This window comes from Acetobacter musti, from assembly GCF_011516835.1.
Lineage (GTDB): Bacteria > Pseudomonadota > Alphaproteobacteria > Acetobacterales > Acetobacteraceae > Acetobacter > Acetobacter musti.
In genome coordinates, this window is sequence record NZ_WOTB01000006.1 from 114,445 (window position 1) to 127,069 (window position 12,625).

A 12,625-nucleotide genomic window follows, 5' to 3' on the forward strand; every position below is an offset into this window, starting at 1 on the left:
CGCCTCATCTGTCACCGGCGTCCGGCCCGACCACAGCCCCGGAGCCCTGAACCTTATTCCCCTGAGCCTCATGCCCCCGGGTCCCGTGCCCCCGGTCATGATACAGACTGTCCAGTATCAACCCGGTTACACTACATACTATCGCAGCATCGGCCACGTTGAATACATACCACGACCAGCCAAATGCGTGAGCATGGATAAAATCCACCACCGCCCCGTAGCGCAGCCGGTCCAGCACATTCCCGATCGCCCCGCCCGTGATCGCCCCGATCAGAAGCGCAATGAAAATCCGCGACGTCCGCGCCATCCATACGAGCAGCCCCGAGACAATGGCAAGAGACACCGCCGAAAAGATCACCCGCCCCGCGGCGCCCGCGCCACCGAACATCCCGAAGGTAATGGCGTGATTCCACACCATCGTGAAATTCAGCCCCGGAAAGATCGCCACCGACCCCTTCTCAGGCAGCCGGTAGTCAAACAAAATCCAGTATTTCGACAGCTGATCGAGCAGAAACACGACACACGCGCTCAGCAGCCCAAAGCTCAGCGAGCGATAATACACCGCTTTCCGGCTCATTCCGAAGCCGGCTCACAGGACAGAGCCGCAACCACGCCCGCGCAACGACCGCACAGCGTCGGATAAGCCGCGTTCGCGCCCACCTCGGGCAGAACCCGCCAGCACCGCTCGCACTTCCCGCCCTCAGCGACCGTCACCACCGGAACCCCGCAAGGCAGCGCCACACCACCCGGCGCCCCGGCTTCAGTTCCTTCCACCTTCGGCGCCTCCGCCGGAATGACGCTCAGCTCCGCATGCGACACAATCGCCAGCTCAGCCCAGTCCACATCCGCCACCAGAGCCGTCTGATCCTCGAACACAGGCAGTTCGATCGCCGCCTGCAAGGACGACCCGACCTGCCCCGAACGCCGCGCCGCCTCGATCTCCGTCGTGATGATGCGCCGCACCGCCCGCAACGTCACCCAGCGATCCGCCAGCTCCGGATCGTGCCACTCCTCCGGCAGCACCGGAAACGCCTCCAGATGCACCGACGTGCCCTCGCCAAACCGCGCCGTCCACGCATCGTCCGCCGTAAAGACCAGCACCGGCGCCAGCCACGTCGTCAGACAGCGATGCAGAATATCCAGCACCGTCCGCGCCGAACGCCGCTTCAGACTGTCCTTCCCGTCGCAGTAGATCGCATCCTTGCGTACATCGAAATAGAACGCCGAAAGATCCGTCGTGCAGAACCCGTGCAGGGCAGGGTAGACGCCAACCCATTCATGCGTCTCAACCGCGTCCGAAATCAGCCGCCCGAACTCGGTCAGACGATGCAGAACCCACTTCTCCAGCTCCGGCAGTTCCGCATAAGGAACCGCCTCCTCAGCCGTGAACCCGTCCAGCGCTCCGAGCAGCCAGCGCAGCGTATTCCGCAACCGCCGGTAAAGCTCGCCCTGCTGTTTGAGAATCTCCTTGCCGATCCGCAGATCCTCGCTGGTGTCGGAGTTCATCACCCACAGCCGCAGAATATCCGCGCCCAGCGTATCGTTCACATCCTGCGGCGCAATCACATTGCCCAGAGACTTGGACATCTTCCGCCCGGCCTCATCCAGCACAAACCCGTTTGTGACCAGCGTCCGGAACGGCGCAACCCCGCGCGTCCCCACACTCTCCAGCAACGAGGCCTGGAACCACCCGCGATGCTGGTCCGACCCCTCCAGATACAGATCGGCCGGGAACCGCAGCTCCGGCCGGTTCAGCACAAAGGCATGAGTCGAACCGCTCTCGAACCACACATCGACAACATCGAAAACCTGCTCGTAATCCGCAGCATCATACTGATTGCCCAGGAAACGCGCCGGATCGCTGTCATACCACGCATCCGAGCTCTCCTCGCGGAACGCATCCACAATCCGCTTCATCACCTCCGGATCGCGCAGAACCTCGCCCGTCTCCTTATGCACGAACACCGCGATCGGCACGCCCCAGGCCCGCTGCCGCGAAATACACCAGTCCGGACGCCCCTCAACCATGGAGGTCAGGCGATTCCGGGACTGCTCCGGCACGAAGGTCACATCGTCCAGCGCCGTCAGGGCCTTGTCCCGGATGGCGTTGCCGTCATCCATCGCAATGAACCATTGCGGCGTCGCCCGGTAAATGACCGGCTTCCGGGATCGCCAGGAGTGCGGATAGGAGTGAACGAGCGACCCGCGCGACACCAGCCCGGCCGGCGCCTCATCGTCGGCAATGCTGCGCTCCATCGCCGCGGCCAGCGCCTCACAGACCGGATCAGCCGCTTTGAACACATGCGTCCCGCCAAACAGCGGCACCCGGTCGAAATACTTCCCGTCATCCGCGACCAGCTCCGGAACCTCGATCCCGTTCGCCCGCCCGACCGCGAAATCGTCCTCGCCATGCGACGGCGCAATATGCACCAGCCCGGTGCCCGCATCCGCCGTCACAAACTCCGCCGGCAGCAGCGGCACATCGAAATCAAAACCCTGACGCCGCAGCGGATGCGCCGCAACAGCCCCCTCCAGCGCCGACCCCGGCATCGTGTAGAGAACATGATGCGCCAGCACCCCGGCGTCAGCACAGACCTTCTCAGTCAGCGATTCCGCCAGCAGGATCTTCGCCCCCGGCGCCAGCAGCGCCTCGGGAGACGTCTCATCCACCCGCACCACGCAGTAGGTGATCTCCGGATTGAACGCGATTGCCCGGTTCGCCGGAATCGTCCACGGCGTCGTCGTCCAGATCACCGCCGAAACCCCGTCCAGCGCCCCCGCCGGCGTCGGGTCCTCAATGAACGGAAACGCCACGTAAATCGTCGTCGAGGTGTGATCGTGATACTCGATCTCCGCCTCGGCCAGCGCCGTCTTCTCAACCGGACTCCACATCACCGGCCGAAGCCCGCGATACAGACTCCCGTTCAGCAGAAACCGCCCAATCTCCTCAGCAATGGCCGCCTCGGAGCTGTAATCCATCGTCGAATAACGCTGCGACCACTCGCCCTGCACACCCAGACGCTGAAACTCGCCCATCTGCACATCGAGCCACCGCGCCGCCCAGGCCCGGCATTCGCCACGGAACTGCAGAACCGGAATGGAATCCTTGTCCCGCTTCGCCTTGCGGAACTCCTCCTCAACCTTCCACTCGATCGGCAGCCCGTGACAGTCCCAGCCCGGCACGTAATGCACCGCATACCCCGCCATACGATGGCTGCGGTTGATGACATCCTTCAGAATCTTGTTCAGCGCGTGCCCGATATGCAGATGCCCGTTCGCATAGGGCGGCCCGTCATGCAGCACAAAAAGCGGCCGGCCCTCAGCCGCGTCCTTCATCTTCCCGTCAGCGTCCAGCGCCGCCCAGCGCGCCAGCAGCTCCGGCTCCCGCTTCGGCAGATTGCCCCGCATCGGAAAAGACGTCCTCGGCAGAAACACCGTATCGCGATAACCGTCAGCCACGGCGCTCTCCTGCCCTGCAGGGGCACTGGTCTTGCTGTTTTCCGTTCCGGTCATCGTGCTCTCGGCCACCCTCTGGGAAAGAATTTCGGGCTGGTGTTATGCGGAGGTCCAGGTCATGCGGTCAAGCCATCGTGACCAGACGAACGCAGCGGAAACCCGCGCCGCAATTCCGTTCTGTTCCGCACCCGGACTAAAACAGGTGGTGAGCCCGAAGCCATCATGCCATGGTCCCTCCGCACTCCCGGTTCCCCGGCTGCCTGGAAAGAAGCGTCTTCGATATGATCAGTCTTTTTGATCTGTTTAAACCGGGGATCGGCCCCTCATCCTCCCACACGGTCGGCCCCATGCGGGCCGCGCACCGCTTCCTCTCCCGCCTGGAAAAAATCCCCGCGGCAGCCCGCGTGCGCGTGACTCTGTACGGCTCCCTCGCCTGGACGGCCACCGGCCACGCAACCGACAAGGCCGTCATCCTCGGCCTGGCCGGTCAGACTCCGGAACATGTCGATCCGGACCAGGCCGACAGTCTCGTCCGCCGCGTCCGCGAAAATAAAGCAATCCGCATCGCCGGCCGCTCCGTTGCGTTCGACCCGGAAACCGACATCATCACCGATCTCGAAACAGTGCCGCCCGTTCACCCGAACACAGTGCAGTTTCAGGCGCTGGACGCCGACGGAGCCGTCCTGACAACGGAGCGGTTCTGCTCGGTGGGCGGCGGGTTCATCGTGCCGGAGCAGGCGACGGAACACGCCAGCTACAGACTGCCCGACATGCCGTACGATTTCAGCAGCGGCGCAGAACTGCTCGAACGCACGCGGGAGACCGGAACCAGCATCGCGGCCGTCGTGCTCGCCAATGAATGCGCGCTCCGGCCAGAAACAGACATCACCGCCTACCTGGACCGTATTATCGACATCATGATGGCCTGCATCGAACGCGGCCTGACGCAGCGCGGACCGCTCCCCGGACGGCTGAAGGTGGAGCGCCGGGCAGCGGCGCTCTATGAGCGGCTGCAGGCCAGTGAGCGCCGCAATCAGCGCTCCGCCCACGAGATCATGGACTGGGTCAGCCTGTTCGCCATGGCCGTCAACGAAGAAAACGCAGCCGGCGGCCGCGTCGTCACCGCCCCCACAAACGGAGCCGCCGGCGTCCTCCCCTCCGTCCTGCGATATTATCGTGACTTCTGTTACGATTCCTCCCGCGCCGGCATGCACGAATTTCTCCTCACGGCCGCGGCGATCGGCGGGCTGTTCAAGCTGAACGCCTCCATCTCAGGTGCGGAAGTCGGCTGTCAGGGCGAGGTAGGCGTCGCATCGTCGATGGCCGCCGCAGGACTGGCCGCCGCCCTCGGCGCGACCCCGCTGCAGATCGAAAACGCCGCGGAAATCGCCATGGAGCACCATCTCGGCATGACCTGCGACCCGGTCGCCGGCCTCGTCCAGATCCCCTGCATCGAGCGAAACGCATTCGGCGCGGTCAAGGCGATCAACGCGGCATCACTGGCCATGCACGGCAACGGCGAGCACCGCGTGTCCCTGGATCAGGTCATCCGGACAATGGCCGAAACCGGACGGGATATGAATCACCGCTACAAGGAAACCTCCCTCGGCGGCCTCGCCGTCAACTTTCCGGAATGCTGACCCGCACCGCCTCAGAAACACCCCGCGACACCCCATCGATAAAAAACAAAAGTTTTTGGGTGCCGGCTTTTTTCAAAAAGGCGGCGTCTTCTGAAGCTTTTTGAAAAAAGCTTCACCAAAAACTTTTATAATTTAAAGGCCCCTCCACAGGCAGGCTCCTGAAACATCTCCCCCGGCTCAGCCGCCCCGTCAGTCCGCCTCCGAAGTCTGACGCGACATCGCGACAGACACCCTAGCGCTGCGTCGCGCAACGTCGCGCCGGCGCAGGCTCCACATCACAAAACCCGACACGGAGAAGAACGTCAGCGCCGCTCCGGTCACGAACACCGCCGCCTTCCAGACCGGCGCAACAACGGCAGGCGCAACAAGTTTCGCCTCATGCAGCGTATGCAGCCACTGGAACGTCCATTCGCCGGTCCGCTGCTGTCCCGGATCGCGCGTAAGACGCAGCACGTCGCTCTTCGCATCATACTGCACCGACGCCGGACGATTGGGTCCATAAGCCGGCAGCGCAACCTCAAGCGACTGCTGCGACGGTGACGCGCCCAGCCGCACAGCCATCAGCTTCGCCTCAGGCATCTTCGCGCTCAGCGTCCGCAGCGCCGCATCCAGTCCCTGTTCGCCCGTCACCGTCTCAGTCACCTGAGCCTCGTGATGACCATGACGCTCACCACGACCGCCGCCGCCAGGCCCGCCACCCGGTCCGCCACGATGAACGCCAAAAAGCGTGGCACCAAATGGGAAGGCCAGAATCATGCCGCTGACAGCAAGAAACAGCAGCATCGCCGACATCCAGAACCCGATGCTGATATGCGCCTCACGCCACAGCCGCAGCCCCCGCGCGCGGGATGAAATGACAATCGTTTTACGCCACTTCCCGGATGCCCACAGCGCCGGATGCGGCCACCAGAGGATAAGCCCCGTCACAGCCATGCCCGTGAGAAGCAGCCCCATGATCCCCGTCAGGTTCTGGCCGTAAGGCAGCAGAAACAGATCGGCGTGCAGATTGTGAAGGAAGCGGAAAAACGCCGGAAAAACATGCGTCCGGATCACCGCCGGCGCGCCCGGGTCCATCAGAACCTCAAAGGTCGGATGCCGCTCACCCGGCGGCCCGAACGTCACAACCGCGCTGTCCCCGGCCCAGCGCGCCGGATCGAACCGCAGCGGGATCATCCCCCCCGGAGCCGCCGGCCGCGCCGCCGCGATAATCGCCTCCACACCAGGCGCTCCCATATCGGCCGCCACCCGTGGGACAACCTGAGGACGGGCCGGCATCAGCAGCGGGATCAGGATCAGCAACGTCCCGGTCAGACCCTGAAGCGCGAACGGAAGCACCAGAATGAGCCCGATCCAGCGATGAATTTTGCGCAGCACGCCACAGTTCCTGTTGTTGCGAAACGTTCGCACCTTTACAGGAGCCACAGATACGCCGCAAGCCTCGTTACGACAACGCAGCATCCGTTTCCGGACCGGCCCCCGCTGCAATTTCGCCTTTGATTTCCAGCATATTACCGCCCCGTTACCGCCCGTAACATCCATCCGCCCGACGCGCCGGAAAGCCCCGGCCTGACAGCAACCCCGGACAATGCCGGACGAACGAGGGAACCTTCCGCGCCCGGCGGCGTTCTGTCAGAAGGACGCAGCAAAAGCGGCTCGCCGCGCCATGCGTCCTCCTCGCCGTTTTTTTCTGAAAGGAGTGTCGCCATGAGCGCGGATCAGAAGGACAAATCTCAGACGAAATCTGAGAAGAAAGAGGATAAGGCTCTCGATAAATCCCTGGACGAAAGCTTTCCCGCCAGCGACCCGCCGTCGCAGACCGATCCCGACCGTCCTGAAAAATAATTTCGCACCCGGGGAAACAGGGCAGGGCGTTCCTCCTTGCCCCCGATTTTAACCCGCCGGGATCAAAGGGACCGCGTCCCTTTGCGAGGTTCGGGGCAGAGCCCTGAAAACTCCCTCACGCCTGTCTCCCCAAAGCACACAACCGAAAAAAGCCCGGCACTGGCCGGGCTTTTTGCTGCAAATACGACCACCTGCCGGCCGCCAGCCATACGGGAAAACCCGGTTCAGTCGTCCGTCCCGACCATCACATCAGACGCCTTGATCACAGCATAGGCCTGCTTCCCAATCTCAAGCTTCAGATCCGCCACCGCCTCATTGGTGATCGAAGCCATGAGGACAGTGCCTCCGGTGTCGATGCTCACATGGGACGTGGTCGCGCCCTTCGCGATGCGTGTAATGGTGCCTTTAACCTGATTACGGGCACTCAGCTTCATGTTCTGTCTCCGTGTTAAATGAACTAACGCGTCAGTGACATTACGTCAGCAAACGCTTCAGACTGTTCTCCGCCCCCGGCTCCCCCCATCGCACCGGACCGGAATGCCGCGCCACTTCCTGCGCCTCGCGGTTCAGAAACAGCGTCAGAGGAAGCGCCGGCTCCTCCAGAGCCGCAACAGCCGCCGCCCGCGTATCGTAGAACGACCGGAAGCCGCCGAGGTTCAGACGCCCCAGAAACGGCAACACCTTTTCCGGACCGAGATGATCAGTCGCGACCGGCAGAACCGCGATTCCATCCTGCGCAAGAGCAGGCGTCAGAGCAGCGAGGGCAGGCAGCTCCGTGACACAGGGACCGCACCACGTCGCCCAGAAATGAAGAACAGCAGGCTGCCCCCGAAAACTCGCGAGATCCCTTTCGGTCCCGTCCGCGTCCGTGAAACTCAGCGCAGGCAGAACCAGCGGCGGATGCGCCGCAATCTCCGCCAGAGAAACCGGAGCATCCGTCGCCGTCGCGGCGTGAAGCGGTTTGCGCGTCACAGGGGCTGCGATTAGGGTGCCGGCCATCAGAAGAACGGTACGCCGGCGCAGCGATGGGGCTGTGTGCCGGAACCGGATGTCACGTTGAGGCATACGATGAGTGTGGACGAGCAGAGCGAAGCGGGCAAGTCGGGCGCGGTGACGGCCAATGCACAGTGGGGCGGCCGGTTCGCCGGCGGCCCGTCGGCGATCATGCGGGAAATCAACGCGTCGATCGGCTTCGACAAGGCCATGTGGCGTCAGGACATCGCCGGCTCGCTCGCCCATGCCGCCATGCTCGCAAAGGTCGGTATCATCAGCGCCACCGACGAAACGAAGATCCGCAACGGCCTGACAGAAATCGGCCGCGAAATCGAAGCCGGCACATTCATCTTCGATGACGCCCTCGAAGACATCCACATGAATATCGAGGCCCGGCTGAGCGAACGCATCGGGGAAGCCGGCAAACGCCTGCATACCGCGCGCTCCAGGAACGACCAGGTCGCAACCGATTTCCGCCTCTGGGTGCGCGACGCAGCCGACGGAATTTCAGCGCAGATCGCAGCCCTGATGCTGTCGCTCGCCACGCGGGCACTCGAATACGCCGACACGGCCATGCCCGGCTTCACCCATCTGCAGACAGCCCAGCCCGTAACCTTCGGCCATCACCTCCTCGCCTATGTGGAAATGCTGTCCCGAGACAGGGGACGGCTGGCCGATGCGCGCAGACGCCTCAACGAGTGCCCCCTCGGCTCCGCCGCCCTGGCCGGAACCTCCTTCCCGATCGACCGGAAAATGACAGCCGCCGCGCTCGGGTTCGACCGCCCGACCGCCAATTCGCTGGACGCCGTGTCCGACCGCGACTTCGCCCTGGAATATCTCTCCGCGCTGTCCATCCTGGCCATGCACCTGTCACGTTTCGCGGAGGAAATCGTGATCTGGTGTTCCGCGCCCTTCAGTTTCATCCGGCTCTCGGACGCCTTCACAACCGGCTCGTCCATCATGCCCCAGAAACGCAACCCGGACGCCGCCGAACTGGCACGGGCCAAAATCGGCCGCGTGGCCGGCTCCCTGATCAGCCTTCTGACCGTCATGAAAGGCCTGCCGCTCGCCTACGCCAAGGATATGCAGGAAGACAAAGTCCCGGTCTTCGAGGCCACGGAAGCCGTCTCGCTCACCCTGGCCGCCTGTGACGGCATGGTCCGCGACCTGAAAGCCAGCGAACGGCAGATGAGAACATTCGCCGGCTCCGGCTTTTCAACAGCGACCGATCTCGCGGACTGGCTCGTGCGCGTGCTGAAACTCCCGTTCCGCACCGCCCACCACGTGACAGGCCGCCTCGTCGCCCTCGCCGAGGCAAAAGGAACCGATCTGGCCGAACTCAGCCTGGCCGATATGCAGTCCGTCGAACCCGGAATCACAAACGACGTCTTCTCCGTGCTCTCGGTCGAAGCCTCGATCGCGTCCCGCACCAGCGAGGGCGGCACAGCAGGCGCCAATGTCCGGCAGCAGGCGGAAGCATGGCTGAAAAAACTCGCACCCGGCGCCACAGGAGCGGCAGCATGAAACGTCTCGTTATTCTGCTGACACTCTCAGCCATCCTGCTGCCACTCGCCGCATGCGGAAAAAAAGGCTCCCCCACCACGCCCGGCCCGGCAAACAAAATCACATTCCCCCGCACATACCCGGCCCCGGACTGATCCCCGGCCCGATCCTCCGGACTGATCTCCCGATGCGAGACGAACAGGCGAGGGCAGGGGACAGACCCGTTCCCGGGATGCCTACCTGACCGCCGACAGTTCAGCATCGCTGTCATGGAGGACACTCTCTGCCCGATGCTGCCAGGCGTCCGGCGGATCGTCCGCCGAGGAAGGCGGAGAGGGATCAGTCCGGAAATTGCTCACCAGCCTGGTCAGATTCAGGGAACTCGATTCCATGCCCTGACCCTTTTGCGCCGTCTGGTTCACAGCATCCGCGTTTCTGCGCGTCTCATCCTCCAGCCTGGCCACACGCTGACTGATCTCGTCGACACGGGACGCCTGAACATCCGAACCCTGCGCGATCTGCTCCGCCCGCTCTCCGACAGCGCGGATCGAGGTCCTGATATTGGTGATCGCGACCCCTGCCGCATTCGCCAGCTCAACCCCGCTTTCCACCTCGCGGGCACCCCGGTCGATCAGAGCCCTGATACGCTTCGTCGCCTCGGCGGACCGCACCGCGAGATTGCGCACCTCCTGCGCCACAACCGCAAATCCCTTGCCGGCATCCCCGGCGCGGGCAGCCTCAACCCCGGCATTCAGCGCAAGCAGATTGGTCTGCAGCGAAAGCTCGTTGATCAGACCGACAATCTGAGAAATCTCACCCGATGAGTCCGAAATTCTGCCGATCGCATCCGTGACATCCATCACAATTTTTTCGCCCTGGCCCGCCTCCACCTCACATTCGGCGACACTGCCATTCACCTCCGCCGTCTGCCCGGCAATCATCCGCGTGGCCTCGGCAATGTTCCCGATCGTATCGGAAACGCTCTCAAGATCGCTGACCTGAGCCGCCATCCCGGAAGCGATGTTCTGGCTCTCCCGGTTGATGGTCCGCGCATCCGTCTCCACCCGCTCCGCGTTTTCCCGGACGGAACGGGTAATCGCCGTAAGACCGCTGATCAGCGTTTCAAACGCGGTCGCCAGACGCGGCGATTTCTCCCCGAGCTGCGCATCGACCCTGATGGACAGATCGCCCTCCGCCACCTGCTCCAGAGCGTTCGCCAGCATGTCGAGAGCGGCCTCCTGCTCCCGCGCCTCAGCCTGCCGCTGCCGCTCCGCCGTATCGAGCGCGGATGTCACGGCCAGCTCCATATCCAGCATCGTCGCCTTGATGAGCAGACCGACACGCGTGACGAGATCATCGCAGGACATCTCTCCGGTCTGCTGCGGCCCGAACAGCCAGCCAGCCCTGGCCTTCCGCTCCTCCGGCCAGCACTTCCTGATCAGATCACCGACAATCGCTTCAATCAGCAGAGAGTTTCCGGCGATATACCAGCGCGGGGAGAGCCCGATCCGCGCATGGGTGCTGCCGATCTTCGCAACCCGCCTGAGATAATGCTCCTGGAAACGCTCGGTGACGATCGCATGCCAGTGCTTCACCTGTTCGGACCGCGCATGGTCCGCCTGCGCGCGATTTGAAAAAAAATGCGATAATTCAGGATTTTTTTCTATTCGTGCATAGAAATCATCGAGAGCCTTCGGAAGGCTCCGCGCAATGTCATCGCTCGTGCTTTGAAGAATATCGAGCTGCTTCGGGCCAATGTCGAGAAATCGCACCCGTCCTTCGATATCGAAGGCTTCACTGTTCTTCACGACCAGTATCTTTCCATTCTGGGGCGGGATATGGACCCCCAGACTTACGGAAAACTGGCTAAATAAGTCTTAATTCCCGGACGCAACTGACAGCGCCCGTCCGCCGCGCTCTCCGCACCCGCCACGGAACACCCGCGAAAACATGGCCTTACCCCCGATCCCCGCCGCCATCCGGCCGAACCGTCACAACCGCGCGAGCAGCGGACCGTCAGAACCGGCCGATGAACCGCGACGGCAGCCGCCACAACTCGTCCCCGGAAATATGCAGATCCAGCCTGTAAAGTTCATCCCGGCGAAAGACCGTGCTCTCCATCACACGCCCCAGCCAGTGCTCCAGCGTCACATCATCCCGCCCGAGAACAATGTCATCACGACGCGACAGCCCCGACATACCCCGCAGCATCGCGTCCCAGTCCGCGTCGGCCATCCGCTGATGCTGCCCCGCCTCCGCGCTCGCCCATGGCTGCCGGCGGGTCCGCGCCAGACGCGCCAGCCCGGAAGGCTGATCGGCATAACGCAGATGGAACAGGTACAGATCGTCAAAGGCCGGCGCTTCGTCGATACAGTGAAAGCCCGGAGCCCAGGCCACGGAACGCCGGATCAGAACCGGCTTGCACATGGCGCTGGAAAACCGCAGCCAGTGGCGCTGTTCACTGACAGGAAGCGACCAGTCAATTGCCGGCTCCCCGTCCAGGGCATGAACCACATCGAACCCGATCGCCGTCCGGACACCGCCAGGCTCAACACAAGCCGCATAAGCCGCCAGCGACGGAAAGTGGTCCGGGTTCGCAACCAGCAGTTCATCCACGTCCACATGAATGACCGCATCATACCAGTTCAGCAGGGACGCACAGAATTCCGATATGAAACGGGTCCGTCGCGTATCGTCCTGCGGGGAGCGCGGAATGCGTATCCGGTTAACCCCGCCGAGCGCCTCCGTGCTCCCGTCCGAACTGCCATGATCGATGACGTAACACCGCTCAGCCCCCACCGCCGCCGCATAATGCCGGCACCACACCGGAAGCAGTTCACCTTCATTATAAGCCATGGTGACAACGGCGAGCGAAGAACTGTCAGACATAACACCATCTGTATGTCAGCGGACCGGACGGAACCACCCCCGGGGCGACAGCCTGACTGTCAGCCACATGACCCCGAAATGACGAACCGTCAGCGGAAACGTCAAGACAAATCCGCAACATCCGCCGTTTCGGAGAAACGGAAGAACCGCCTGTTCAGTTTTTCAGAAAACCCGGCAGATGGTAGCGGCGGACGGATTTGAACCGCCGACCAAGGGATTATGATTCCCCTGCTCTACCGCTGAGCTACGCCGCCATCGTGCCGGTGGGCGTTCAGGTATCCGCGCCCGGCGCGCAAGTCAAG

12 protein-coding genes and 1 tRNA gene are annotated in these 12,625 nt (G+C 63.1%); 4 read left to right on the top strand and 9 right to left on the bottom strand.

The annotated features are described in order from the left end of the window. Nucleotides 1–4: 4 nt before the first annotated feature. Complete coding sequence (gene lspA, locus GOB93_RS06480) at nt 5–577, bottom strand: signal peptidase II (RefSeq protein ID WP_173582683.1); 573 nt, start codon at nt 575–577, stop codon at nt 5–7. Then, nucleotides 574–3,513, bottom strand: a complete 2,940-nt coding sequence (ileS, locus tag GOB93_RS06485; protein ID WP_173582684.1) for an isoleucine--tRNA ligase — start codon at nt 3,511–3,513, stop codon at nt 574–576. Before ileS ends, lspA begins: the two co-directional genes overlap by 4 nt. A gap of 224 nt (nt 3,514–3,737) precedes the next feature. Here ileS and GOB93_RS06490 point away from each other — a divergent pair, with 224 nt between their 5' ends. Then, entirely contained in the window at nt 3,738–5,096 is a 1,359-nt protein-coding gene (locus GOB93_RS06490; protein WP_173582685.1) for an L-serine ammonia-lyase, read from the top strand. Between the two features lie 189 nt (nt 5,097–5,285). Here the strand turns inward: GOB93_RS06490 and GOB93_RS06495 are convergent, their stop codons facing one another. Both GOB93_RS06495 and GOB93_RS06500 read right to left on the bottom strand, forming a co-directional pair. Further along, nucleotides 5,286–6,470, bottom strand: coding sequence for a PepSY domain-containing protein (locus tag GOB93_RS06495; protein ID WP_173582686.1), 1,185 nt, complete (start codon nt 6,468–6,470; stop codon nt 5,286–5,288). 134 nt (nt 6,471–6,604) lie between these two features. After that, nucleotides 6,605–6,802 (bottom strand): hypothetical protein, encoded by a 198-nt coding sequence (locus tag GOB93_RS06500; RefSeq protein WP_173582687.1) that lies wholly within the window; start codon nt 6,800–6,802, stop codon nt 6,605–6,607. Here GOB93_RS06500 and GOB93_RS06505 point away from each other — a divergent pair. After that, on the top strand, nt 6,801–6,938 hold the full coding sequence (locus GOB93_RS06505) for a hypothetical protein (RefSeq protein ID WP_173582688.1): 138 nt from the start codon (nt 6,801–6,803) through the stop codon (nt 6,936–6,938). The two genes, GOB93_RS06500 and GOB93_RS06505, sit on opposite strands and share 2 nt — an antisense overlap. 224 nt (nt 6,939–7,162) lie before the next feature. On the opposite strand, the gene GOB93_RS06510 is transcribed toward GOB93_RS06505, so the two are convergent. Further along, the gene (locus tag GOB93_RS06510) at nt 7,163–7,372 is read right to left on the bottom strand and encodes a TOBE domain-containing protein (protein WP_173582689.1); all 210 of its coding nucleotides are present in this window, start codon (nt 7,370–7,372) and stop codon (nt 7,163–7,165) included. Nucleotides 7,373–7,412: 40 nt separating this feature from the next. Beyond that, the gene (locus GOB93_RS06515; RefSeq protein WP_242010577.1) at nt 7,413–7,937 is read right to left on the bottom strand and encodes a TlpA disulfide reductase family protein; all 525 of its coding nucleotides are present in this window, start codon (nt 7,935–7,937) and stop codon (nt 7,413–7,415) included. A 69-nt stretch (nt 7,938–8,006) separates the two neighbouring features. Between GOB93_RS06515 and argH the strand changes: the two genes are divergently transcribed. Both argH and GOB93_RS06525 read left to right on the top strand, forming a co-directional pair. After that, a complete protein-coding gene (gene argH, locus GOB93_RS06520; RefSeq protein WP_173582766.1) occupies nt 8,007–9,455 on the top strand; it encodes an argininosuccinate lyase in 1,449 nt (482 codons plus the stop codon). After that, nucleotides 9,452–9,589, top strand: a complete 138-nt coding sequence (locus tag GOB93_RS06525) for a hypothetical protein (RefSeq protein ID WP_173582691.1) — start codon at nt 9,452–9,454, stop codon at nt 9,587–9,589. The genes argH and GOB93_RS06525 overlap by 4 nt, the downstream gene beginning before the upstream one ends. Nucleotides 9,590–9,670: 81 nt before the next feature. Here GOB93_RS06525 and GOB93_RS06530 read toward each other — a convergent pair whose 3' ends face one another. The 3 genes from GOB93_RS06530 to GOB93_RS06540 all read right to left on the bottom strand — a co-directional run bounded on the left by GOB93_RS06530 (nt 9,671) and on the right by GOB93_RS06540 (nt 12,577). Beyond that, complete coding sequence (locus GOB93_RS06530) at nt 9,671–11,242, bottom strand: methyl-accepting chemotaxis protein (RefSeq protein ID WP_173582692.1); 1,572 nt, start codon at nt 11,240–11,242, stop codon at nt 9,671–9,673. Nucleotides 11,243–11,450: 208 nt separating this feature from the next. Continuing rightward, a complete protein-coding gene (locus tag GOB93_RS06535) occupies nt 11,451–12,323 on the bottom strand; it encodes a glycosyltransferase family 2 protein (protein WP_173582693.1) in 873 nt (290 codons plus the stop codon). Between the two features lie 179 nt (nt 12,324–12,502). Further along, nucleotides 12,503–12,577, bottom strand: a tRNA-Met gene (locus tag GOB93_RS06540). Nucleotides 12,578–12,625: the final 48 nt, after the last annotated feature.

Bases quoted from the DNA above. Each gene is read 5' to 3' on its own strand.
- lspA (WP_173582683.1), bottom strand. From the start codon at position 577: ATGAGCCGGAAAGCGGTGTATTATCGCTCGCTGAGCTTTGGGCTGCTG.
- ileS (WP_173582684.1), bottom strand. From the start codon at position 3,513: ATGACCGGAACGGAAAACAGCAAGACCAGTGCCCCTGCAGGGCAGGAG.
- GOB93_RS06490 (WP_173582685.1), top strand. From the start codon at position 3,738: ATGATCAGTCTTTTTGATCTGTTTAAACCGGGGATCGGCCCCTCATCC.
- GOB93_RS06505 (WP_173582688.1), top strand. From the start codon at position 6,801: ATGAGCGCGGATCAGAAGGACAAATCTCAGACGAAATCTGAGAAGAAA.
- GOB93_RS06500 (WP_173582687.1), bottom strand. From the start codon at position 6,802: ATGGCGACACTCCTTTCAGAAAAAAACGGCGAGGAGGACGCATGGCGC.
- GOB93_RS06510 (WP_173582689.1), bottom strand. From the start codon at position 7,372: ATGAAGCTGAGTGCCCGTAATCAGGTTAAAGGCACCATTACACGCATC.
- GOB93_RS06515 (WP_242010577.1), bottom strand. From the start codon at position 7,937: ATGGCCGGCACCCTAATCGCAGCCCCTGTGACGCGCAAACCGCTTCAC.
- argH (WP_173582766.1), top strand. From the start codon at position 8,007: ATGAGTGTGGACGAGCAGAGCGAAGCGGGCAAGTCGGGCGCGGTGACG.
- GOB93_RS06525 (WP_173582691.1), top strand. From the start codon at position 9,452: ATGAAACGTCTCGTTATTCTGCTGACACTCTCAGCCATCCTGCTGCCA.
- GOB93_RS06535 (WP_173582693.1), bottom strand. From the start codon at position 12,323: ATGTCTGACAGTTCTTCGCTCGCCGTTGTCACCATGGCTTATAATGAA.